The 22,014-nt window shown below is 66.0% G+C and carries 20 protein-coding genes; 11 read left to right on the top strand and 9 right to left on the bottom strand.

Annotated features, from left to right (window positions below):
- Nucleotides 1-14: 14 nt before the first annotated feature.
- From OU994_RS25150 to OU994_RS25130, 5 genes are all read right to left on the bottom strand, one after another.
- Nucleotides 15-1,514 carry a PepSY domain-containing protein gene (locus OU994_RS25150; protein WP_281608153.1) on the bottom strand — a complete coding sequence of 500 codons (1,500 nt, stop codon included), beginning with the start codon at nt 1,512-1,514 and terminating at the stop codon, nt 15-17.
- 4 nt (nt 1,515-1,518) lie between these two features.
- Nucleotides 1,519-3,663, bottom strand: a complete 2,145-nt coding sequence (locus OU994_RS25145; protein ID WP_281608152.1) for a TonB-dependent siderophore receptor — start codon at nt 3,661-3,663, stop codon at nt 1,519-1,521.
- A 108-nt stretch (nt 3,664-3,771) separates the two neighbouring features.
- The gene (locus OU994_RS25140) at nt 3,772-4,146 is read right to left on the bottom strand and encodes a DUF2946 domain-containing protein (protein WP_281608151.1); all 375 of its coding nucleotides are present in this window, start codon (nt 4,144-4,146) and stop codon (nt 3,772-3,774) included.
- 168 nt (nt 4,147-4,314) lie between these two features.
- Nucleotides 4,315-4,827, bottom strand: a complete 513-nt coding sequence (locus OU994_RS25135; RefSeq protein WP_281608150.1) for a hemerythrin domain-containing protein — start codon at nt 4,825-4,827, stop codon at nt 4,315-4,317.
- Between the two features lie 200 nt (nt 4,828-5,027).
- Entirely contained in the window at nt 5,028-6,323 is a 1,296-nt protein-coding gene (locus OU994_RS25130; RefSeq protein WP_281608149.1) for an MFS transporter, read from the bottom strand.
- A 194-nt stretch (nt 6,324-6,517) separates the two neighbouring features.
- Here OU994_RS25130 and OU994_RS25125 point away from each other — a divergent pair, with 194 nt between their 5' ends.
- Together OU994_RS25125 and OU994_RS25120 are read left to right on the top strand one after the other, a co-directional pair.
- Nucleotides 6,518-6,886, top strand: a complete 369-nt coding sequence (locus tag OU994_RS25125; RefSeq protein WP_131144554.1) for a DUF6152 family protein — start codon at nt 6,518-6,520, stop codon at nt 6,884-6,886.
- On the top strand, nt 6,886-7,377 hold the full coding sequence (locus OU994_RS25120; protein ID WP_281608148.1) for a hypothetical protein: 492 nt from the start codon (nt 6,886-6,888) through the stop codon (nt 7,375-7,377). Before OU994_RS25125 ends, OU994_RS25120 begins: the two co-directional genes overlap by 1 nt.
- Here OU994_RS25120 and OU994_RS25115 read toward each other — a convergent pair.
- Nucleotides 7,368-7,613 carry a hypothetical protein gene (locus tag OU994_RS25115; protein ID WP_131144556.1) on the bottom strand — a complete coding sequence of 82 codons (246 nt, stop codon included), beginning with the start codon at nt 7,611-7,613 and terminating at the stop codon, nt 7,368-7,370. The genes OU994_RS25120 and OU994_RS25115 overlap by 10 nt on opposite strands.
- Before the next feature lie 112 nt (nt 7,614-7,725).
- Here OU994_RS25115 and OU994_RS25110 point away from each other — a divergent pair, with 112 nt between their 5' ends.
- Together OU994_RS25110 and OU994_RS25105 are read left to right on the top strand one after the other, a co-directional pair.
- Entirely contained in the window at nt 7,726-8,463 is a 738-nt protein-coding gene (locus tag OU994_RS25110) for a metallophosphoesterase (RefSeq protein ID WP_281608147.1), read from the top strand.
- Nucleotides 8,464-8,723: 260 nt separating this feature from the next.
- Nucleotides 8,724-9,476 carry a PEP-CTERM sorting domain-containing protein gene (locus OU994_RS25105; protein WP_281608146.1) on the top strand — a complete coding sequence of 251 codons (753 nt, stop codon included), beginning with the start codon at nt 8,724-8,726 and terminating at the stop codon, nt 9,474-9,476.
- A gap of 124 nt (nt 9,477-9,600) precedes the next feature.
- On the opposite strand, the gene OU994_RS25100 is transcribed toward OU994_RS25105, so the two are convergent.
- Nucleotides 9,601-10,479 carry a LysR substrate-binding domain-containing protein gene (locus OU994_RS25100; RefSeq protein WP_281608145.1) on the bottom strand — a complete coding sequence of 293 codons (879 nt, stop codon included), beginning with the start codon at nt 10,477-10,479 and terminating at the stop codon, nt 9,601-9,603.
- 121 nt (nt 10,480-10,600) lie between these two features.
- On the opposite strand from OU994_RS25100, the gene OU994_RS25095 reads away from it, so the two are divergent.
- The 7 genes from OU994_RS25095 (at nt 10,601) to OU994_RS25065 (ending at nt 17,499) form a co-directional block, all read left to right on the top strand.
- Nucleotides 10,601-12,106 (top strand): acetyl-CoA hydrolase/transferase family protein, encoded by a 1,506-nt coding sequence (locus tag OU994_RS25095; RefSeq protein ID WP_281608144.1) that lies wholly within the window; start codon nt 10,601-10,603, stop codon nt 12,104-12,106.
- Between the two features lie 164 nt (nt 12,107-12,270).
- Complete coding sequence (locus OU994_RS25090) at nt 12,271-13,734, top strand: catalase (protein WP_281608143.1); 1,464 nt, start codon at nt 12,271-12,273, stop codon at nt 13,732-13,734.
- 194 nt (nt 13,735-13,928) lie between these two features.
- Nucleotides 13,929-15,053, top strand: a complete 1,125-nt coding sequence (locus OU994_RS25085) for a M14-type cytosolic carboxypeptidase (protein WP_281608142.1) — start codon at nt 13,929-13,931, stop codon at nt 15,051-15,053.
- The gene (locus OU994_RS25080) at nt 15,053-15,529 is read left to right on the top strand and encodes a CYTH domain-containing protein (protein ID WP_131144564.1); all 477 of its coding nucleotides are present in this window, start codon (nt 15,053-15,055) and stop codon (nt 15,527-15,529) included. Before OU994_RS25085 ends, OU994_RS25080 begins: the two co-directional genes overlap by 1 nt.
- Before the next feature lie 200 nt (nt 15,530-15,729).
- On the top strand, nt 15,730-16,218 hold the full coding sequence (locus OU994_RS25075) for a hypothetical protein (RefSeq protein WP_281608141.1): 489 nt from the start codon (nt 15,730-15,732) through the stop codon (nt 16,216-16,218).
- A gap of 36 nt (nt 16,219-16,254) precedes the next feature.
- Complete coding sequence (locus tag OU994_RS25070) at nt 16,255-16,605, top strand: hypothetical protein (protein WP_281608140.1); 351 nt, start codon at nt 16,255-16,257, stop codon at nt 16,603-16,605.
- Nucleotides 16,606-17,055: 450 nt separating this feature from the next.
- Nucleotides 17,056-17,499: a hypothetical protein gene (locus tag OU994_RS25065; RefSeq protein WP_281608139.1), complete on the top strand. Its 444-nt coding sequence runs from the start codon at nt 17,056-17,058 to the stop codon at nt 17,497-17,499.
- A 223-nt stretch (nt 17,500-17,722) separates the two neighbouring features.
- Here OU994_RS25065 and OU994_RS25060 read toward each other — a convergent pair whose 3' ends face one another.
- Both OU994_RS25060 and acnA read right to left on the bottom strand, forming a co-directional pair.
- Nucleotides 17,723-18,988 (bottom strand): DUF2863 family protein, encoded by a 1,266-nt coding sequence (locus OU994_RS25060; RefSeq protein WP_281608138.1) that lies wholly within the window; start codon nt 18,986-18,988, stop codon nt 17,723-17,725.
- Between the two features lie 301 nt (nt 18,989-19,289).
- Nucleotides 19,290-22,001: an aconitate hydratase AcnA gene (acnA, locus tag OU994_RS25055; RefSeq protein WP_281608137.1), complete on the bottom strand. Its 2,712-nt coding sequence runs from the start codon at nt 21,999-22,001 to the stop codon at nt 19,290-19,292.
- Nucleotides 22,002-22,014: the final 13 nt, after the last annotated feature.

Here is a 22,014-nt window from a genome sequence, read left to right as displayed (position 1 = left end):
TTCCATCCTCGTTGTTATCCCTTAAAGGGCTGCATTCTACGCGCTGGCCGCAGGCGCCGGCAGGCAATGATCGCCGCCGTCGCGCTGAGGGCCAATCCACCGGTACTCAGCAGGATGATTGCCACGATGCGCAGCCATCCGGTCGACAGCATCGCCGGCAAGTCCCAGCTGTGCAGCAGGTTGAACAGCCACCGCCCCACGCGCTGCGACCGGTCGGCGCTCAGCTCCAGTTGGCCGGTGCGCATGTCGAGGTGGATCCACGTCGCGGAGGGATCGCCGAACACCACGCGCAGCGCGGGCAGGCGCCGCTCGTTCCCGCCATACATCGACGCCTGGTCGCGCAGGTAGTAATACGCGTCGTACCGTTCCAGCCTGTCAAACGAAGCGACCGGCCAGGGCAGCGCACGCGCGGCAATCCTGCGCAGCGTTTCTTCGGGCCAGGCGCGGGCGACAACGAAGCCTTGCCCGGAAGCGCGAACGATGCGGGTGTCGTTGATGCCGTCCCGCGCAAGGATGAACGGTTCGCCGTCCAGCACGCGCCACTCCAGTTCCCGCGCGGCGAATCCTTCGCGAAGGAGCAATGCCAGGACATCGGCGGCCCCCAGCGGCAGGCGCAAAGCGCCGGGAGTGCCGCCTTGCATGGCCGCCACGTCGGGCTTTGCACCCTTGGCATCGAACACCCCGGCCGGATTCATCGACATCAAGCCGCTGAATACCCAGGTGCACAGGATGGCGCCGAACACGAGGCCCAGCATATGATGCCAGCGCATGGCGGCTTCGCGGTAGGGCGTGCGCGAACCGTTCCGGTAGCGGCCACTGAAACGCCAGCGCCAGATGCCGTTGACGATGCCCGTGATGGACGTGAACACGCCGACTGCGGAGATGGCGACCAGCGTCCACGTCCACACGGGATCGGTCGGCTGGTTCTTCAACATGTACAGCCAGTGCAGCCAGGCGCCGGCGTAGTTCCAGCCGCGCTCCGCGCGCGGCGCGTCGAGCACCACCTGCCCGGTCGCGGACGAGACGTAGACGCGCGTCGCGGCCGCATCGCCGAGTTCAATGACATGCAGCGGGCGGTGCGCATTCAGCCCGCGCGCATGCGTCCAGCGATCCTCGAACACGGTGCCGTCGTAGCGCGCGGGCGAGCCCGATGCGAACGCGAGGCCGGCGCGCATCGCCTGCTCCGGATCGACAGCGCCAGGCGGAATGCCGCTGATGCCATCGACCGACACTTGCGCACCGGTAGCATCCTGCAACACATAATGGGGCCTGTCGCCGATCGACGTCAGCGCCAGCGATGTCACCTGGCCGATGCCGGCGCCAGCCAGCGCCTGCGCGGGATCGACACAGCAGTCCGGCCGTTCCAATGCCGGCAAGGCGGCCAGGCGTTCGGCCGGGGTCAGCTTCGGGTAGCCGACGAACAGCATCACGATCCCGCTGGCGAACCAGATCGCCATCAGCAGGCACATGGCGATGCCGGTCCACCGGTGCACGAGATAAACGGTGCGTTTCATGTGCCTAGAACCGGTGGTTCACGACCAGGTCCAGCTTGCGGTGCGGCCCGTAGAACCACTGTTCGGGCATGTAGTAGGCGGTCGTGAAATAGCGTTTGTCGAACACGTTCGCGGCGCGCAGGGCCACCTGGGTGCGGGGTGCGGCCTGCCAGCGCAGCGACAGGTCCGTGACGGCATAGCTTGGCATCTTCAATGTGTTGGCGTTGTCGGCATTGCGCTCGCCCACGTAGCGCAGGCCGGCGCTGGCCGTCCAGGCGGGCAGGAAGTCCCAGTTCAGCCAGACGTTGGCCAGGCGCCTGGGCACGTCCGGCGGCGTGTTGCCGGCGCGCGATACCGCCTGGCCGCCGACCGATTCATTGAAGTCCTCGAAGCGCGCACGCAGCAGGGCGGCGTTGGCTTCGATGCGCCAGCCGGGAGCCAGCGCCGCCATCACGGTGGCCTCGATGCCGCGCGACGAACGCTCGCCCACCTGCAGGCTTTGCGATGGGGTGGCCGAATCGCGCGTGAGCAGGTTGGTCTTGCTGATGTCGTAGAGCGCCAGGGTCCATTCGCCGGCGGCCGCGAACGCGTGCTTGACGCCGATTTCAAGCTGGCGCCCGGTGGCGTTGTCGAACTTGCTGTTGGCGGTGGAGAGGAACAGCAGGGCGCCGATCGGGTCGGCCGCGTTCGCGTACTGGCCGTAGAACGCCAGCGCCGGCGTGGCCTGGTACACGGTGCCGAGGCGCCAGCCCACGTTCGTGAATGTGCGCTCGAACGCTTGCCGGCTGGCCACCAGGTCGTCGCGCGCCAGCTCGGCGTGGTCATAGCGCAGGCCCGCCAGTACGGACCACTTCCCCGTCAGCCGCAGCCGGTCCTCGGCGAACAGTGCGAACTGCCTTGCTTCCGTGTGGTAGCGCGGGATGGTGGGAACCGGGCTGGCGAACGCGCCAGGCACCGGGTGGTACAGGTCGACCGAAGGAGCGCTGCCCGTGTAGGTGTTGTTGGTGTGGGTGAAGTCGGTGAAGTTGATGTCGAAACCAAGCGACACCGCGTTGTCGAGGCCGAACAATCCGCCCTTGACCACCAAATCGGTGGTGTTCCCGGCCTGCGACTGGTCATGGCGGATCTCGGTGGCATCGCTCCGGTCGAGCACGCCCGTCGCGGCGTTGTACGAATAGCCTTCCACGTCGCGCCAGTGGCGGTCGCTGGCGATGCGGTAGAAGCGGCTGCGCACGGTGGTGGTGTCGTTCGGCTGCCAGTTCACCAGCACGTCCGTCCAGCGGTCGTCGAAGCGCATCACGCTGTCGGCCACGTTGTAGTTCCGGTCCGCGATGGCCGGCACCGGCTTGCCGTCGACCAGCGGCGTGCCGAAGTAACGCATGGGCTCCTGCTTGCCGCGCGCGGTACTCAGGCGGATGTTCAGCGCGGGCGATACATCGAAGCGGAGGGCGCCGGAAACGGCACGATTGCTGTGTTCGCCCATGTCCACCCAGCCGTCGGCACGCTCCGTGCTGGCGTCGACGCGGTACGACCAGCGTTCGTCGATCGCGCCGCCGCTGCCGAAGGCGGCACGGCGGCTGTGCTGGTTGCCGATGCCGAGCTGCAGTTCGTGTTCCGGCGCATTGCGGGTGGGCTGCTTGGGCACCACGTTGATGACACCGCCGATGGCGCCATCGCCATGGATCACGGAAGCGGGGCCGCGCAGCACTTCGATGCGCTCGACCGACCAGGTATCGAACGGGAAGGTCAGCCCGGCGCCGCCATACTGGCGCATGCCGTCGTACAGCCGCATGACGGAGGTGGTGTCGGTGAAGCCGCGCGCGGCCACCGACGAATTGCCGTTGCCCGGGTGCGGCATGGCGCTGATGCCCGGCGCGCGCGTGATGGCTTCGAGCAGCTCGATGTCGCCGCGCTCGTCGAGCTGCCGGCGCGTGATGATGTCGATGCTGGCCGGCGTGTCGAAGCGGCTCAGGCCAAGATTGGAGCCGGCGCCCGCTGGCGCGGCCAGGGCGCCGTTGTCGGCGCGCCCGGTCACGACGACGGTGGGCAGCGTGGCGTCCTCGGCGTGGACGCGGCAGGGCAGGGAAGCTGCAAGGCTCGCCAGTGCGAGCAGGCAGGGGACGGAAAGGCGCGTGCGCACCGGCGCGGGCGTGGTGGTGGCGATGTTCATGTTGTTCTGCTGTGGATGGTCGGCTGCAGCCCGGTCATGCTGTAACGAGCGGCTGCAATGAGCGGCTGCAATGAGCGGCTGCAACGAGCAGCCGCACGCGGAGGACGATCAGGCCAGCAGAGGGGGACCGCGCGGCTTCGCGTCAGTCCAGGCGAACAGCGGAGTGGGGGAATGGTAGAAAAGATGCGGCCGCGGCGCGGCGATGCCGCCCGGTCCGACCAGGAAGGCCATGGCGGGCAGGGCCGGCGTATCGGCCTGGAAGCGGCAGTAGGCGCAATCGTCCATGTGGCCGATGGACTGGTCATCCGGGGCCTGCATGCCGGCATAGCTCATGCCGCTCGGCGCGCAGATCTCGGCCATCATGATGTTCCCGATGCGGTCGCTGGCCAGCGCGCGCGACACGGACGGCAGCAATGCGGCAGCCAGGATGGCTGCGAGAGCCAACCAGGTGAAGCAGGTGCGCCAGTGCCGGGTCTTGAACATGACGGCATTCTAGCAGCGCGGGGAAAAGCATGACAAACGAGATAATATTGTGTTTGTCGCGCCGCGCTGCCGAACAGTCGACAAGGCGGCCCGACCATGCCTGGACAAGAGGCGCCCAGCCAATCAGCCGATCAGGCGACCGGCGGGGCGATCGGCCGGGTCAGCCGGTCAGTGCGGCAGCGGCAGGCCGATCTCGTCCTTGCGTGCCTGGATCGCCTCGCCCAGTTCAGCCATGTCGAGCTTGGCCTTTTTCGCCTTCGGGAACATTTCCTTCTCTTCTTCCTCGACATGGTGCTCGATCTGCTCGGACAGCACTTTCACCTTGGCGTCGTAGAGGTCGTCGCCCGGCTCCATCGACAGCAGCTGTTCGATCAGGTCCTTCGCGCAGGCGTGTTCGACGGTGGCTTCGTCCACCATGTCCTCGTCGCCGAGGGCCTTGCGGACGGCCGAGTAGAAGATCTCTTCTTCCGCCAGCGTGTGCTTGGTCAGCTCCAGGCAGATCTCGCGCACCAGCTTTTTCTTCGATGCGACGGCGCGGCCGCTCAAGCCTTCGTACTGCTCGAACATGGCCTTGACCTTGTCATGGTCGGCTTTCAGCAGCTCGATCGCATTGGGGGCGGCGCTGGCCAGCAGGGTGGTTTTCTTGCTGGCGGCTGGCGTGGTCTTGATGGTATTCGGCATGTTGATCTCCTCGTTGGATACCGTGGACATCACGGCGTCATCGTTGAGGAAATCATAGGCCGGCGGCTGGCCGGCGCGGGTAGGCCGCACAGCTCAACCGTTGTAGGAGGCACGCCTTCGCCATGGACGGGTATTGTCGGACACCGCCGGCAGATTGCCTCGCGTCGCCCGGTGATGCCAGGGGCCGCGAGCCGAAGCGTTCACATTACTTGCCGGTCTTCTTTCATGACCAGCGCGATCACGGCGCCCAGCGCGCACAGCCCCATCACGTAGTAGGCCGGCGCCAGCGGATGGTTCTTCAGCAGCAGCGTCACCATGACGGGCGTGAGTCCGCCGAAGATGGCGTAGGACAGGTTGTAGGAAAACGAGATGCCGGAAAACCGCACTGCCGGGGGGAAGGCGCGCACCATCACGCCGGGCACCACGCCGACCACTCCGACCGAGAAGCCCAGCACGGCGTACAGGGGCAGCAGCAGGTCGGGGCGGGCCGGCAGCGTGGTGTAGAACAGCCACGTGCAGGCGCCGAACAGCAGGGCACCGCCCAGCAGCACGGGCCGCGCGCCGAACCGGTCGGCCAGCAGGCCGGCGGCGATGCAGCCGAACGCCAGGCACAGCGTCGCCGCGGTGTTGGCCTGCAGCGCGGTGGGCGCGTCGAAGCCGTGGATCTTCTGCAGCAGCGCGGGCGTCATCAGGATCACCACGACGATGCCGGCCGACAGCATCCACGTCAGCAGCATCGACAGCACGACAGCGCGCCGGTGCCCGCGCAGCACCGCCTTCAGCGGCAGTTCGGCGGCCAGCGCCTTGCGCTGCTGCAGTTCGGTGAAGACCGGCGTTTCATGCAGCCAGCGGCGCAGGTACATCGCACCCAGGCCGAAGATGCCACCCAGCAGGAACGGGATGCGCCACGCAAAGGCTTCCACTTCGCCAGGCGTGAAGAAGTGGTGGATGCCCCGTGCCATCAGGGAGCCGAGCAGGATGCCGAACGTGAGGCCGGCGGTCAGCGTGCCGCACGCGTAGCCGATGCGCCGCGCCGGCACGTGCTCGGACACGAACACCCAGGCGCCGGGCACTTCGCCGCCCACCGCCGCGCCTTGCAGCACGCGGAACAGCAACAGCAGCAGCGGCGCGGCCAGGCCCACGCTGGCATAGGTGGGCAGCAGGCCGATCATCAGCGTGGGCACGGCCATCAGCACGATCGACAGGTTGAACATCTTCTTGCGGCCCAGCAGGTCGCCGAAGTGGGCCATCACCATGCCGCCCAGCGGGCGCACCACGTAGCCCGCGGCGAAGATGCCGAAGGTCTGGAACAGGCGCAGCCAGTCCGGCATCGATGGCGGGAAGAACAGCGCGCCGATGGTGGTGGCGAAGAACACGAAGATGATGAAGTCGTAGAACTCCAGCGCGCCGCCGAGGGCCGCCAGCGACAGCGTCTTGTAGTCCTGGCCGGTCAGCGGGCGGGCAGCGGAGGCGTGGTGGATGTCGGCGGTCGCCATGGTCTTTTCAATATCGATGGAAGCGGCAGCTTAGCGGCAGGGCGCTGGCCAGGCAATAAAAAATATGGGAATGAATGATCGGCAGGGCTGTCGGGTTTCGTTGCGCGAGCAGGGGTGCGCACGGCACGGCCCGGCGCTTGCACTTTCAACCCGTTCAGCTAAAGTGCCGGGGTACCGACACCGCAGGAGAGACCATGAAGCGATCCCTCGTCGTTGCCCACGTGCTGGCGCTGGCCATGGGCGCCGCCGCGTCCGCGTTCGCCCACCACGGCTGGAGCGAATACAACGCCGACAAGCCCCTCACGCTGACCGGCACCATCGCCGAGAGCGGCTATTCCCAGCCGCACGGCTATGTGGCGCTGAAGGCCGCCGACAAGACCTGGCACGTGGTGCTGGCGCCACCATCGCGGATGGAAAGCCGCGGCTTGCCGAAGCAGTCGCTGGCCAGCGGCGCGCAAGCCACTGTTTACGGCTACCCGCACCGCAGCAAGGATGGCGAGCTGCGCGCCGAACGCATCACGCTGGCTGTCGACAGCAAGGAAAAGACGGTCGAGCTGCGCTGATGGCCGGCGCGCTGGCGCAAGCGGCGCAGTGGCTGGCCGCCACGCCCGTGGCGGTGGCGATGCGCGATGGCGTGTGGCTGTATCCGGCCGTCGAGACGGTGCACATCGTCGGCTTCGCGATCCTGGTGGGCGCGGTCGCCATGTTCGATTTGCGCGTGCTCGGCTGTGCACGCCGCCTGCCGGTGGACGCGCTGGGTGCGCACCTGCTGCCATGGGCGGCGGGCAGCCTGCTGCTGATCGTGCCGGCCGGGCTGCTGTTGTTCGCCAGCGGGCCCGCGGAGTTCCTCGCCAACCCTACCTTCGGCGTGAAGCTGGCGCTGATTGCGCTGGCCGGGGTGAACGCGCTGGCATTCCACGCCGGCGTGTACCGTGGCGTGGGTGCGTGGAACGTGGGCACGCCAGCACCGCTCGGCGCGCGGGCCCATGCGCTGCTGTCGCTGCTGCTGTGGATCGGCGTGATCGCCTGCGGCCGCCTGCTGGCCTATACCTGAGGGTTGCCCTGCCCGGAACCGGCCAGCTTCTTGTCGAGGTATTCGCGGGCGATACGGGCCGCGCCCGCCTCGGCATCGGCCCGGCTGGCAAAGCGCTGCTCGGCGGTGAAGCGGTCGCTCCACGTATCCACGTGGCCCTTGATGATGATCGTGCAGTGCCATTGGTGATCGTGCACGGCGGCCGTATCTTCGTACTCTTCGGTGCGGATCGTGTATCCCTGGTAGTCGAATTCCATCGCCTTTTCCTCAGCCGGTTGCCTGTGAAGTGGCCAATGTAGCATCGCGCGCCGCCTCGCGCCGCCCGCTTATACTGGTGGATCAAACGTGGAAAAGAGCAGGGAGAACACCATGAAGATCGCGGCAATCTCGGATATCCACGGCAATCTCGGCGCCCTGGAGGCGGTGCTGGCCGATATCGAACGGCGCGGCGCGACCGTGACGGTGAACCTGGGCGACATCCTGTCCGGCCCGCTGCAACCGCGCGAGACGGCCGAGCGCCTGATGGCGCTGGACATGCCGACCATCGCCGGCAACCATGAACGCCAGGTGCTGATGCATGTACCGGAAAAGATGGGTGCGTCGGACCGCCATGCCCACGAGCAGATCACCGAAGTGCAGCGTGCCTCGATCCATTCGCTGCCGGCCACGCTCAGGCTGACGGACGATGTGCTGCTGGTGCATGGCACGCCGTCGTCCGACCTGGTGTACTGGACCGAGACCGTCACCGAATCGGGCCAGCGGCCCGCCACGCACGACGAAGTGCTGGAGCGGGCCGGCGACGCGCGCGCCTCGCTGATCCTGTGCGGCCACACGCACGTGCCGCGCAGCGTGCGGCTCGACGACGGACGCCTGGTCGTCAACCCCGGCAGCGTGGGCCTGCAGGCCTACGACCATGACCAGCCATTCCCGCACCAATCCGAAAACCTGACACCGCACGCGCGCTACGCACTCATCGAGCGCACCGCGGCCGGCTGGATGGTCGAGCACATCGCCGTGCCGTACGACAGCGAATTCGCGGCGCTGCTGGCCGAGGGCAATGGCCGGCCCGACTGGGCGCACGCGTTGCGGACCGGGCGGATGCCATGACAGTGGCGCAACGCCGCGGGCACGCCAGCCCGGCACTTTCGACGACGGCTCGACGGGACGTTTCGCAACCACGCCCTTTGTTGTAAATCGTTCATTCACTTATGAAAGTGTTGTTAATATTTTACTGTTTCAGTGCCGCTGGATAGAATCGGGTCATGCGGCGCCAGCCGGCACGGCGCTCGCGCCAAACCTCGACATTCACCTATCGTAGACGGGATCAAACAATGAGATGTTTCCTGCAGTTCGCTACTTGCGCAACCGTGGCGCTGGCCGCCGCGCTCCCCGCGCACGGCGCATCGGTCATCGAAACACGAACCGCCTTCAGCAACGTCCAGCTGAGCGTTCGTGACCTGGCGCCGGATGACGGCATCGCTGCGAACTACGCCATCGTGCCGACGTCCTACACGGCTCTGTCATCGTTTGCCGCACTGGGACCGAATGACCTGGAATTGACGCGCTACGAAGACGAGGCTTTCGCCGATCTTGGCCAGGCGGGCAGCGCATCGATCTCGGCAGGGCAGGCCACCACGTGGGTCCGTACCGATGGCAGCCTGGGCAGCCTCGAAACCTTTGCGTCTTTCCCCGGACCGTCGCCAGCGGGCCACCTCTACAGTAGCGGTATCCAGTATTTCCGGGTCGACTTGGCGGCACACAGCGAGTTGTGGCTGTCCGGCGACTATGCGATGTCCATCTCGCGGCAGGGCGACGACCTGGGCACTCAGTCCGCCAATGTTTCGATGCTTGCCCAGCTATCCGACCAGGGCCGGACCGTCCAGGAAGACCTCGACTTGTGGGCAAGGCAGGACGAGCCGGGCGGCCAGCGGTCCGGCCATTTCAACCTTGGCTTCGCCAATGACAGCGATGTCTCGACCAGGATCTATCTGTACATGACCTCCGGTTCGTCGACCTATGGCAATGAACCGCTGGCGGCGATTCCCGAGCCGCAGACGTATGCGATGTTCGGTGCCGGCCTGCTGTTGCTGGCGGCACGGCGCAAATTCGCGCGCAAGTAAGGCAATATACAGAGGCAATACACAGAGGCAATACACCGCCAGTGCGCCGGCCGATGGCCGGCGCCAGCCCGGCACTTCTGCGGAAACCTCCAGCCAAGCCCGCGCAGGAGTTGAACATGCGGCGCTAGCCCAGCACTTCTGCGGAAACCTCCAGCCACGCGCGGGCAGCGTGCGACAGATATCTGCCGCTGCGTACGTGCGCCACCTGCCACGGCAGTTCCGGTTCGACGATGCGCACGGCCTGCAGCGATGCGTCGGCCAGCCGCTCGATGAAGGGTTCCGGCAGCAGCGCCACGCCGATGCCGGCCGATGCCATTTCCACCAGCCAGTCCCACTGGCCGCTTTGCGCCGCGACCACGGGCTCGAACCCCGCTTGCGCGAACGCGCGGCGCAGCGCGCGGGTCAGCGCGAAGTCGTCGGTCAGCAGCACCAGCGGCAATTCCTTCAGGGCGGACAGCTTCAGCGTGCGCCGCTGGCGCTGGAAGGTGCCCCCGGCCGCCAGCGCCCACATCGGGTAAGTGGCCACCGGCAGCGTCTCCACCGCCAGGCCCGGGTCGGCAGGCAGCACGGTCATGCCGAGTTCCAGCTCGCCGCCCGCCACCAGCCGCTCGACGTTCTGGCCGGTCTCTTCGCGCAGCACGAGCGCGATGTCCGGATGGCGTTCGCGGAACGCCTTCAGCACCGGCGTGAACAGCACATTGATCATCGGCGGGATGCCGACCGTGAGGGTGCCCCGGCGCACTGCCTGCACGTCGCGCACCTCGGCGGCCAGCGTGCGCATCGTCGCCAGCATTTCCTCGCCGCGCTGGAACACCACGCGCCCGGTATCGGTCAGGCCGAGGCGGCGGCCATCGCGGACGAACAGCGGGGTGCCCAGTTCTTCCTCCAGCTGGTGCACCATCTTGCTGATGGTCGACTGCGTCACGTGGAGCAGCTCGGCCGCCTGGGTAAAGCTGGACAGGCGGGCGGTTTCAACGAAGTAGCGCAGCGATCGGATATCCATGGGTGGCGGGGCGCCGCGGGCGGCATGAATTTTTCGAATGGAATTGGTGAATTTAAGTCATATTATCCATGAATGGCACTCCTATACTCCACTGATCGAACCAAGAATAGTGGAGGACACCATGGTGGAGCACAATGTGGCGGAACGCATCCGGCATCCCGGGCTGCTGGCCCGCATCCAGAGCGCTGGACAGGCCGCGCGCCTGTTCGAGCCGGGCATGACGGTAGGCATGAGCGGCTTCACGAAGGCCGGCGATGCTAAGGCGCTGCCGCGCGCGCTCGTCGAACGGGCCCGCGAGCAGCCGCTGGGCCTCACGCTGATCACCGGCGCCTCGCTGGGCAACGACAGCGATGGCATGATGGCCAACGCCGGCGTGATCCGCCGCCGCCTGCCGTTCCAGGCCGATGCGTCGATGCGCCGCAAGATAAATACGGGCGAAGTCATGTTCATCGATCAGCACCTGTCGGAGACCGCCGAGCAACTGCGCAGCGGCGCGCTGCCGCGCATCGACATCGCCGTCATCGAAGCCTGCGCGATCCGCGAGGATGGCGCGATCGTGCCGACCATGGCGGTGGGGAACAGTGCCAGCTTCGTGCAGGCCGCCAGGCACGTGATCGTCGAGCTGAACCTGGCGGCGCCCGCGGCGCTGGAGGGCCTGCACGATATCTACGTGCCGCGCCCGCGCCCCGCGCGCGAGCCGATTCCGCTGACGCATCCGGGCCAGCGCATCGGCAGCGGCGCGATCATGCTGGACCCGGAGCGCATCGCGGCGATTGTCGTCACGGACCACGCGGACAGCCCGTCGTCCGTGCTGCCGCCGGATGAAGGCACCGATGCGATCGCACGCCACGTGATCGCCTTCCTGGAGGGGGAGGTGGCGGCCGGCCGCATGGGCCCGGAACTGCTGCCGCTGCAGGCGGGCATCGGCACCATCGCCAACGCGGTGCTGCATGGCCTGGCGCAGTCGTCGTTCCGCAATCTGTCGATGTATTCCGAAGTGCTGCAGGACAGCGCCATCGCGCTGCTCGAATCGGGCCAGCTGGCGCTGGCGTCGGCCTCGTCGATCACGCTGTCGGCACCGATGCACGAGCGCTTCCTGGCCAACCTGGACCGGTACCGCGACCGCATCGTGCTGCGCCCGCAGGAAATCAGCAACCATCCGGAGATCGTGCGCCGGCTCGGCATCATCGGCCTGAACACGGCGCTGGAATTCGATATCTACGGCAATGTGAACTCCACCCATGTAGGCGGCACGAACATGATGAACGGCATCGGCGGTTCCGGCGACTTCGCCCGCAACGGCGAGCTGGCGATCTTCGTCAGCAAGTCCGAGGCGAAGGATGGCGCCATTTCCAGCGTGGTGCCGATGGTGGCGCACGTGGACCATACGGAACACGACGTGGACGTGCTGGTGACGGAATGGGGCCTGGCCGACTTGCGCGGGCTGGCGCCCCGCGAACGCGCGCCGCTGATCATCGAGCGCTGCGCCCATCCGGACTACCGCGGCCAGCTGCGCGACTATTACGAGCGCGCGCTGCTGCGCGGCGGGCAGACCCCGCACGTGCTGGAAGAAGCGCTTTCTTGGCATGAGCGCTATCGGACCAGCAAGCACATGCGCGCTGTGTAGCTTGATACAGCGCGGCGACGGCATTACAACAGCGGCCTGCAAAAACGGGTGATGGGCAGCTCTACCATTGGGAATAGCTATCATGCTCATTTAATTAATTGGCTTTCCCAATGCAAAGCTTGAACGTAAAATTTCCTCACGTTCACACCACTGAGGAGCCAAGCATGAGCCAGCCGCCAATCACCACCGCATCCGGCATTCCCGTTGCCGACAACCAGAATTCGGCCAGCGCAGGCGCCCGTGGTCCGTTGCTGCTGCAGGACTTCCACCTGATCGAGAAGCTGCAGCACTTCAACCGTGAGCGCATTCCAGAGCGCGTAGTGCACGCGAAGGGTTCCGGCGCCTACGGCAAGTTCACCGTCACGCACGACATCTCGCAGTTCTCGAAAGCGAAACTGTTCTCGGCGATCGGCAAGGAAACCGAGACGTTCCTGCGCTTTTCCACCGTGGGCGGCGAAAAGGGCAGCGCAGATACCGAGCGCGATCCGCGCGGTTTCGCGGTGCGCTTCTATACCGAGGAAGGCAACTGGGACCTGGTGGGCAACAACACGCCCGTGTTCTTCCTGAAGGACGGCATCAAGTTCCCGGACTTCATCCACACGCAGAAGCGCGATCCGCAAACCAACCTGAAGTCGGCCACGATGATGTTCGACTTCTGGAGCAAGGCGCCGGAAAGCCTGCACCAGGTGACCACGCTGTTCTCCAGCCGCGGCACGCCGGACGGCTACCGCCACATGCACGGCTTCGGCAGCCACACGTACAGCCTGATCAACGATGCCGGCGAGCGTGTCTACGTAAAATGGCACTTCCTGACGCAGCAGGGCATCAAGAACCTGAGCGCCGCCGATGCCACGCGCCTGGCCGGCGAAGACCCGGACTATGCGCAGCGCGACCTGTTCAACGCGATCGCCCGCGGCGATTTCCCGCGCTGGACCGTGTCGATCCAGGTGGCGACCGAAGCCGAGCTGGCGGCATGGGAACAGCGCACCGGCTGGAATCCGTTCGACCTGACGAAAGTGTGGCCGCATGGCGACTTCCCGCTGCAGCAAGTGGGCGTGCTGGAACTGAACCGCAACCCGGTGAACTACCACGCCGAAGTGGAGCAGGCCGCGCTGTCGCCATCGAACGTGGTACCGGGCATGGGCTACTCGCCGGACAAGATGCTGCAGGCACGCCTGTTCGCCTACCACGACGCCCAGCTGTACCGCGTGGGCACCAACCACCAGTACCTGCCCGTGAATGCGCCGCGCTGCCCGGTGCACAACCAGCAGCGCGACGGCGCGATGGCCTTCGCCAACGGCGGCGCCGAGCAGAACTACCACACGGTGCAGGCAGGCGGTTCGGGTGTGCAGGGCCTGGGTAATGGCGAACCGGCGCTGGCGCTGAACGGTGCGGCCGGCCTGTACGACCCGCGCGGCACGGACGACGACTTCACGCAGGCCGGCAACCTGTTCCGCGTGCTGGACGCGGCCGAGCAGCAAGCCCTGTTCGACAACCTGGCCGGGCCGCTGTCGCAGGTGTCCGACGAGATCATCCAGCGGCAGCTGGGGCATTTCGACAAGGCCGATGCGGCGTATGGCGCCGGCGTGCGGGCGGCGCTGAAGGCGCGGGGACGGAACGTCGACTGATGTGAGTGCAATGACCCGGCTGCGTTGTTAACTCCAACGGCGTAACCCTGGGGTCGGACCCGCCGGGTCCGACCCCGGCATCTGCCTCTGGGGTAAGCCGGCAGTATGACTGCTTCAAGGGCAAGTTCCGTGGACTTGCCCTTTTGCCGTAAACCCGACGACAATAACGCCATCCAAACCCGACGGATCCCACAATGACCATCAAAATCAGTCAGAACTTCGACTCCGGCGCGATCGACGTCGTGAGCGCGGAGAATCCCGCCAATATCGAACTGAAGCTGCGCAGCGATTCGCATGCCGACATCCACCAGTGGTTCCACTTCCGCGTGCAGGGCGTGCGCGGCACCGGGTTGAACCTGCGCTTCCTGAATGCCGGCCAGGCCACCTACGCCAAGGGCTTCGAGGACTACAGCGCGGTGGCCAGCTACGATGGCGAGAACTGGTTCCGCGTGCCGACCTCGTTCGATGGCGAAGTGATGACGATCCGGCACACGCCGGACCTGGACAGCGTGTACTACGCCTACTTCGAGCCGTATTCGTGGGAACGGCACCTGCGCCTGCTGGGTGAAGTGGCGGAAAATCCGGTGGCGCGCGTGCTCGACCTGGGCTCGTCGGTGGATGGCCGCGACATGAACCTGGTGGCGATCGGAGACCCGCAGGCGGAAAAGAAGATCTGGTTCATCGCCCGCCAGCACCCGGGCGAATCGATGGCCGAGTGGTTCATCGAGGGCCTGATCGATGCGCTGCTGGACGATGCCAATCCGCTCGCCCGCAAGCTGCTGCAGCGCTGCGTGTTCTATATCGTACCGAACATGAACCCGGATGGTTCGGTGCGCGGCAACCTGCGCACCAATGCGGCCGGCGCCAACCTGAACCGCGAATGGATGGCGCCGACGGCGGAGCGTTCGCCGGAAGTGCTGTGCGTGAAGCAGAAGCTGCACGAGACGGGCGTCAACATGTTCTTCGACATCCATGGCGACGAGGCGCTGCCGTACAACTTCGTGGCCGGCAACGAGATGCTGGAGACGTTCACGCCGCAGCAGGCCGCCGCGCAGAAGGCCTTCATCGAGCGCTACAAGAATGCCAGCCCGGACTTCCAGGACAAGGTGGGCTACCCCGTCAGCAAGTACAAGGCGGACGTGCTGACGCTGGCCTCGAAGTATGTCGGCCACCATTTCCAGTGCCTGTCGCTGACGCTGGAAATGCCGTTCAAGGACAACGCCGACCTGCCGGTGCCGCATGTGGGCTGGAACGGCGCCCGCAGCGCCGCGCTGGGTGCCGCGATCCTGCAACCTGTTCTCCTGTCACTGGACGACTGATGGGCATTGAAATCGAACGCAAGTTCCTGGTACGGGACGATGGCTGGCGCACCGAGGGCGCACCCCATGTGCAGCCGGTGCTGCTGCGCCAGGGTTACCTGTCCTCGCATCCCGAGCGCGTGGTGCGCGTGCGGATCGAGGGCGACCACGCCGTCATGACGATCAAGAGCAAGGCGGTCGGCGTGTCGCGTGGCGAGTGGGAATACCCGCTGCCGGTGGCGGACGCCGCCGAGTTCCTGGACCGGCTGTGCGAGCAGCCGGTCATCGAGAAATACCGGCGCCGGATTCCGTACGCGGGCTTCGTGTGGGAAGTCGACGAGTTCCTCGGCGTGAACGCCGGGCTGGTGGTGGCGGAAATCGAACTGCCCGCCGAAGACACGGCGTTCGACAAGCCGGACTGGGTGGGCGAGGAAGTCACCCACGACAAGCGCTACCTGAATTCGAACCTGATCAGCCATCCCTACTCGGCCTGGTAGGGCCGCCGGTTCCAGACCGCGACCAGGGTTGCGCTGCATCGCAGATCGCGTGTTACCCGATTACTGTCGAGACAGGTAGGAACCTTCCGACCGCATGACGGTATGCACGCCGATGCAGCACGCATCGCGAAGTGGGTACTCTGGCTGTCCGCGGTCCCCGTGACCGCTCCCACAGTCCGAATCTCAACAGGAGCTCTACCATGCGCAAAACCCTGATCGCAGCAGTCCTCGCAACGATGGCAACCGTCGCTTACGCCCAGAGCGGTGCGAGCGGCAGCACTTCCACCGATCCGCAGCGCACGTCCGGCGCGTCGTCGAACAACGCGACGTCCGGCAGCGGCTCGTCGGATCAGCAGTCGACCAAGAAATCCAAGCGCAGCAAGTCCGGTTCCAACGCCGGTTCGCAGCAAAGCGGTTCTTCGGGCAGCTCGTCCGGCGGTTCCTCCGGCAGCACTTCCGGCAGCGGCGCTTCCGGTACGGCGGGTTCCGGCACTTCGTCCGGCGCGGGCGGCACCTCGGGCACTGGCGGTTCCTCCGGAACCGGCGGCATGTCGGGCGGCAGCGGTTCCTCGGGCACCGGCGGTTCGTCGGGTACCGGTGGCTCCACCGGCACGGGCGGCACGTCCGGCACATCCGGCACGTCCAGCACCGGCGGTTCGTCGGGCACGAGCGGCGGTACCACCCGCTGACACCGTGCGGTGCCGGCGAACAGACCAGGAGGCGTTATGCGACAGAACTTCATCATCATGGGACTCTGCGTTGCCGCAGTGGCCGGCACCGCGCACGGGCAATCGACGGTTGGCGACGCGCTGAAGAACAAGCCGGGCAGCGTGGGCTTGCAGGATGCCGATGCCAGCAGCGATGCGGCCAGCCGCAAGGCCGCGCCCACCGCGCCGAAGACCAGCGACAAGGTGCGCCCGGTGCCCGGCCGGGAACCGGCGCCGCTGGGCAGCACGGCGAACCGGGCAGGGCGCGACAAGGCCGCGCCGGACGACACGTCCGGCCACGGCACGCAGCGCACCGACAGCCGCAAGTCCAGCAACGGCAAGGCGACGACGGGCAACAGCAACCTCTGAAAAAAACCGGTGACAGGCTCCGATGCCGTCCAGTTAAGCCTACTCCAAGTGCAAATGCCGGGGTCAGGGAGGAATAATGGCTTGCAGGCCATTATCGCTATGTCGCCAAGGAGCGGTGCTCCTTGAAACCCCGACTACGCCCCGCCGGGGTGAAGCAGGGGTTTCGTGAAGCACGCTTCGCGCCTGCGCAACGGTCCTGGCATGCATGCCAGGACTCCCACCTGACCCCAGCCTTCGCTTTTGGGGTGAAAGCATGCGAAAACCAGTGGACAGGCTCCGATTATCCAAAGTGGTGGGGGTGTCGCACCGCGAATTGGAGCTTATTGTCGAGTGAGGTAAGAGCCCTCCGACCGGATGGAGGTACGGGCTCCGATGCTGTGCGCGTGGCGAAAACGCTAATCTTGTCGTCCACGGTCATCGGGACCGAACGACCATGACAGGAGCCCTACCATGCGCAAGACATTGATCGCAGCAGTCCTCGCCTCGATGGCGACCCTTGCTTACGCCCAGAGCGGCCAAAGCAGTTCCACCGACCCGCAACGCACGCAGGGCGCTTCCAGCAACCAGGCGACTTCCGGCGACACGAAACAGTCGAAGACGAAGAAGCACGGCGGCAAGCATGCCGGCAAGGACGCGGGTGCCAGCTCCGGCACCTCGTCCGGTTCGTCCACCGGCGGCACGACCACCGGCGGCCAGGCAGCCGGCACGCCGGGCCAGGGCATGGATGCCACCCGCACCGAGAGCGGCACCAGCGGCGGCTCGAACACGGGCACCACCGGCGGTGCGACCGGTACCGGCATCAGTGGTGGAACGAGCGGTGGAACCAGCAACGGCTCGAATAGCGGCAGCAATCCCGGCACGGAAAGCAACTCGGCAGGCTCACTGAAGCGCTGACGCCATGTCCGCCTCGGCTGGCGTCCAGCAATGGCAAGGATAAGGCGGGCAAACGCAACCTAAAAAAAACCGGTGACAGGCTCCGATTGTTTGGAAACTTTCAAACGAAATCGGAGCCTGTCACCGGTTTTGGATCGGAATCCGATCGAAATCGGAGCCTGTCACCGGTTTTCGGGTGAAAAAAAACCTCGCGGTCTGCGAGGTTTTTTCGTTTGGGAAGCGATCAGTGGAAGTGCTCGGTGCCGGCCGGGGCGTCTTCCGGCATCTCGGCATGGACTAGCTCACCGGCCGGGTCGGCGAACAGCGGGGCGCCGCAATCGTCGCAGTATTCGGCAACGTAGCGCTCCGACAGCTTCTTGACGACGGTGACGCCGGCCGCGCCCAGGTGTTCGACGATTTCCTCGACCGGCGTGCGCGGCTGCAGCAGCGTGGCCAGGCCGCCGGCCATCGGGCCTTCGGGCGGCGTGCCTTCTTCGTCTTCCTGGCCATACAGCGGCCAGACGACGCCATAGATCACATCGGTATCCGAGCGGCGCGTGAAGGCCACGCGGTACTCGTCCACCTGGCCGTCGGCCGCTTCCTCCCCGAAGCCGGCGATGACGGCGCGCAGGTCGGCCGGCTCGCAGACCAGCGTGTGCGTCAGGTAATGCACGGCAGCGCGGATCGACACCGGGCGGATCAGTTTATCGGCTTCGCGGCACGCCATGTAATACGCTTCGGGCAGCAGCAGTTCGATGCCGCAGCCGGGCAGCAGGCGCGCCACGGTGGGCGTGGCCTGGGTGCGCCAGGCTTCCAGCGCGGTGCGGCGCTCGTCCGCCTGGTGCAGGTGGGCGCCCGGCATCTGCCAGCGGAACAGTGGCCCGCCGGCCGGCGCGACGATGGCGGCGATCAGGTAGCGCGTATCCGCCAGGAAGGGCGCCGTCTCGGGCGACTTCACGTCCGTCTTCACGGCCACGCCCTTCACGGCGGCCTGCGCCAGCTTGTGCATCTTGGCGTACGTTTCCGCATGGGTGCGCGGCAGCTGGTCGATCGAGAACAGGTTCGAGGCCATGGCCATCTTGGTGCCATCGGCCAGCAGGTGGGCCGAGAAGTGGGCGGACAGCGTGTTCAGGATATCGGCCGGGATGGCGCCGGAGGCGATCGAGTACCTGGTCCAGGCCAGGATCGGCGCGGCGACAAGCAGCACGTCGTACTGCACCGGCGCGCCGTCGGTCTCGACGGTGATGGTGGCGGATTCGCTGACGGCTTCCACGCTGTCCATCAGCACGTCGTAGGCAGTCAGGTCGGCGGCGAACAGGCTGTTCAGCGCGGCATCGACGGTGTCCTGGTGGCTCGTCTTGAGCAGTTTCGTCAATTGCACGTCCAGCGCGCGCTCCCAGCTGCGCTCTTCGAGACGGCTGCCTGCCTGGCCGACGGCCTGGGCAAGGGTGGAAAGGCGCTGGCTGTCGGCAGACAATTTAGTAGATGAATCTTTGGATGGGCGACGCATGGCGCTAACGATCTCGGTAGTGGTGAATAACTTATCAGACGTATTGTAGTTGATTCGGCAAGGATGGGCGGCAATTGAAAAAGCGCGGGAACGAACCCGGCGCTTCGGGGGCAAGCCAGGGGGCACGGCGCCTGGTGTCGGACACCATCAATGGTGTCCGACACCGGTTTTGGCTCGAACGTGTGGATGCTTCCGAAGAAAACCGGTGTCGGACACCAAAAAGCGGTGTCCGACACCAATACCGATGCCAACAATAAAAAACGCCGGGAGAACCCGGCGTTTCTGGCGGAGCAGCGGCAGCTTACGCGGCCAGCAGCTGGCGCAGCACGAACGGCAGGATGCCGCCATGCTTGTAGTAGTCGACTTCGATCGGCGTATCGATGCGCAGCAGCACGGTGGCTTCCTGCTTCGAGCCGTCTTCGCGGTTGATCACCAGGGTGGCCAGTTGCTGCGGCTTGATCTCGCCTTCCAGGCCGAGCAGGTCGTAGGTTTCCTTGCCGGTGATGCCCAGCGATTCCACACTGTCGTTGCCGATGAACTGCAGCGGCAGCACGCCCATGCCCACCAGGTTCGAGCGGTGGATACGCTCGAAGGAACGGGTGATCACGGCCTTCACGCCCAGCAGCTGCGTGCCTTTCGCGGCCCAGTCGCGCGACGAGCCGGTGCCGTATTCTTCGCCGCCGAAGATCATGGTCGGGGTGCCTTCGGCCACGTACTTCATGGCCGCGTCGTAGATCGACAGCTGTTCGCCGCTCGGCTGGTGCAGCGTGATGCCGCCTTCGACCGCGGAACCGTCGGCCTTCGGCGGGATCATCTTGTTCTTGATCCGCACGTTGGCGAAGGTGCCGCGCATCATGATTTCATGGTTGCCGCGGCGCGAGCCGTAGGAGTTGAAGTCGGCCTTCATCACGCCGTTTTCCTTCAGCCACTTGCCGGCCGGGCCGTCTTCCTTGATCGAACCGGCCGGGGAGATGTGGTCGGTGGTGATCGAGTCGCCGAACACGCCCAGCGCGCGCGCGCCGGTGATGTTGGCGTTCTCGGAAACCGGTGGCGTCATCTCGAAGTTCTCGAAGAATGGCGGCTCGGCGATGTAGGTCGACTCCGGCCAGTTGTAGACCTGGCCTTCGACGGACGACACGGCTTCCCACAGCTTGCCCGGATTGCTCTTCACCTGGGCGTAGTTGGCCTTGAACACTTCCGAGTTCATCGCGAACTTCATCAGTGCCTCGATCTCGGCCGAGGTCGGCCAGATGTCGCCCAGGTACACGTCGCGGCCGCCGGTGCCCTTGCCGACCGGTTCGGTCATCAGGTCGCGCGTCACGTTGCCGGCGATCGCGTAGGCGACGACCAGCGGTGGCGAGGCCAGGAAGTTGGCGCGGATGTTCGGGTGGATACGCGCTTCGAAGTTGCGGTTACCGGACAGCACGGCCGCGGCCACGATGTCGTTGCTGGTGATCGCCGCGTTCAGTTCCGGGGTCAGGTCGCCCGCGTTGCCGATGCAGGTGGTGCAGCCGTAGGCGGTCACGCCGAAGCCCAGCTTGTCCAGGTACGGCAGCAGGCCGGCCGCTTCCAGGTACTCGGTGACGACGCGCGAGCCAGGAGCCAGCGACGACTTGATGTGCGGTGCCACGGTCAGGCCGGCTTCCACGGCCTTCTTCGCCAGCAGGCCGGCGGCCAGCAGCACGCTCGGGTTGCTGGTGTTGGTGCACGAGGTGATCGCGGCGATCAGGATGTCGCCATTCTTCACCTGCACGCCGTTGGTGGTCTGGTAGGCGTTGGTCAGGTCGGCCGGGTTCTTGTTGAAACCGTTCTGCGTGGTCGGCTTGGAGAACAGGTCGGTGAAGGTCGACTTCACGTTGCCGATCTCGATACGGTCCTGCGGGCGCTTCGGGCCGGCCAGCGACGGGGTCACCGTCGACAGGTCCAGGTTCACTTCGCGGGTGAAGTCGAGCTCGCCGGCCTTGGCCACGCCGTACATGCCCTGCGCCTTGAAGTAGGCCTGGAACGCGGCGATTTCTTCCGGCGTGCGGCCGGTGCCTTCGAAGTATTCGATGGTCTTGTCGTCGACCGGGAAGAAGCCCATCGTGGCGCCGTATTCCGGGGCCATGTTGCCGATGGTGGCGCGGTCCGTCACGGACAGCGATTCGGTGCCTTCGCCGAAGAATTCGACGAACTTGCCGACGACCTTTTCTTTACGCAGCAGTTCGGTGATGGTCAGCACCAGGTCGGTCGCGGTGCAGCCTTCGCGCAGGCGGCCGGTCAGGTTCACGCCGATCACGTCCGGCGTCAGGAAGTACACCGGCTGGCCCAGCATGCCGGCTTCCGCCTCGATGCCGCCCACGCCCCAGCCCACCACGCCGATACCGTTGATCATCGTGGTGTGCGAGTCGGTACCCACCAGCGAATCCGGGTAGTACACGCCGTTGTTGTTGTGCACGCCGCGCGCCAGGTATTCCAGGTTGACCTGGTGGACGATGCCGAAGCCCGGCGGCACCACGCCGAACGTGTCGAAGGCCTGCATGCCCCACTTCATGAACTGGTAGCGCTCGTTGTTGCGCGAGAATTCCAGCTTCATGTTCAGGTCCAGCGCGCCCGGCTCGCGGAAGTGGTCGATCGTAACCGAGTGGTCGACCACCAGGTCGACCGGCACCAGCGGCTCGATCTTCTTCGGGTTGGCGCCCTGCTTGTAGGCGACGTTGCGCATCGCGGCCAGGTCGGCCAGCAGCGGCACGCCGGTGAAGTCCTGCAGCACCACGCGGGCGACGACGAACGGGATCTCGTCCGTGCGCTCGGCGGTGGCGCCCCAGTTGGCCAGCTGCTTCACGTGTTCCTCGGTGACCTTCTTGCCGTCGCAGTTACGCAGCACGGATTCGAGCACCACGCGGATCGACACCGGCAGACGGGAGATCTTGGCGCCCAGGGCCTTTTCCAGCGCGGGCAGGGAGTACAGCTTGCCCTTGGTTTTGCCGGAAATCGGGAAATCCTTGAGCGTGTTAAAAGTGTTGCTAGACATAACCTCTCCTTCA

This window comes from Pseudoduganella sp. SL102 (assembly GCF_027856995.1).
GTDB classification, from domain to species: Bacteria; Pseudomonadota; Gammaproteobacteria; order Burkholderiales; family Burkholderiaceae_D; genus Rugamonas; species Rugamonas albidiflava.
This window is presented reverse-complemented; position numbering and strand designations above follow the sequence as displayed.

What these genes read in the sequence shown, in the direction of transcription:
- OU994_RS25080 (WP_131144564.1), top strand. Translation starts at nt 15,053, where the DNA reads ATGGGCATTGAAATCGAACGCAAGTTCCTGGTACGGGACGATGGCTGG.
- OU994_RS25100 (WP_281608145.1), bottom strand. Translation starts at nt 10,479, where the DNA reads ATGGATATCCGATCGCTGCGCTACTTCGTTGAAACCGCCCGCCTGTCC.
- OU994_RS25115 (WP_131144556.1), bottom strand. Translation starts at nt 7,613, where the DNA reads ATGGAATTCGACTACCAGGGATACACGATCCGCACCGAAGAGTACGAA.
- OU994_RS25150 (WP_281608153.1), bottom strand. Translation starts at nt 1,514, where the DNA reads ATGAAACGCACCGTTTATCTCGTGCACCGGTGGACCGGCATCGCCATG.
- OU994_RS25130 (WP_281608149.1), bottom strand. Translation starts at nt 6,323, where the DNA reads ATGGCGACCGCCGACATCCACCACGCCTCCGCTGCCCGCCCGCTGACC.
- OU994_RS25060 (WP_281608138.1), bottom strand. Translation starts at nt 18,988, where the DNA reads ATGCGTCGCCCATCCAAAGATTCATCTACTAAATTGTCTGCCGACAGC.
- OU994_RS25090 (WP_281608143.1), top strand. Translation starts at nt 12,271, where the DNA reads ATGAGCCAGCCGCCAATCACCACCGCATCCGGCATTCCCGTTGCCGAC.
- OU994_RS25065 (WP_281608139.1), top strand. Translation starts at nt 17,056, where the DNA reads ATGCGCAAGACATTGATCGCAGCAGTCCTCGCCTCGATGGCGACCCTT.
- OU994_RS25085 (WP_281608142.1), top strand. Translation starts at nt 13,929, where the DNA reads ATGACCATCAAAATCAGTCAGAACTTCGACTCCGGCGCGATCGACGTC.
- OU994_RS25120 (WP_281608148.1), top strand. Translation starts at nt 6,886, where the DNA reads ATGGCCGGCGCGCTGGCGCAAGCGGCGCAGTGGCTGGCCGCCACGCCC.
- OU994_RS25135 (WP_281608150.1), bottom strand. Translation starts at nt 4,827, where the DNA reads ATGCCGAATACCATCAAGACCACGCCAGCCGCCAGCAAGAAAACCACC.
- acnA (WP_281608137.1), bottom strand. Translation starts at nt 22,001, where the DNA reads ATGTCTAGCAACACTTTTAACACGCTCAAGGATTTCCCGATTTCCGGC.
- OU994_RS25145 (WP_281608152.1), bottom strand. Translation starts at nt 3,663, where the DNA reads ATGAACATCGCCACCACCACGCCCGCGCCGGTGCGCACGCGCCTTTCC.
- OU994_RS25070 (WP_281608140.1), top strand. Translation starts at nt 16,255, where the DNA reads ATGCGACAGAACTTCATCATCATGGGACTCTGCGTTGCCGCAGTGGCC.
- OU994_RS25110 (WP_281608147.1), top strand. Translation starts at nt 7,726, where the DNA reads ATGAAGATCGCGGCAATCTCGGATATCCACGGCAATCTCGGCGCCCTG.
- OU994_RS25125 (WP_131144554.1), top strand. Translation starts at nt 6,518, where the DNA reads ATGAAGCGATCCCTCGTCGTTGCCCACGTGCTGGCGCTGGCCATGGGC.
- OU994_RS25075 (WP_281608141.1), top strand. Translation starts at nt 15,730, where the DNA reads ATGCGCAAAACCCTGATCGCAGCAGTCCTCGCAACGATGGCAACCGTC.
- OU994_RS25140 (WP_281608151.1), bottom strand. Translation starts at nt 4,146, where the DNA reads ATGTTCAAGACCCGGCACTGGCGCACCTGCTTCACCTGGTTGGCTCTC.
- OU994_RS25095 (WP_281608144.1), top strand. Translation starts at nt 10,601, where the DNA reads ATGGTGGAGCACAATGTGGCGGAACGCATCCGGCATCCCGGGCTGCTG.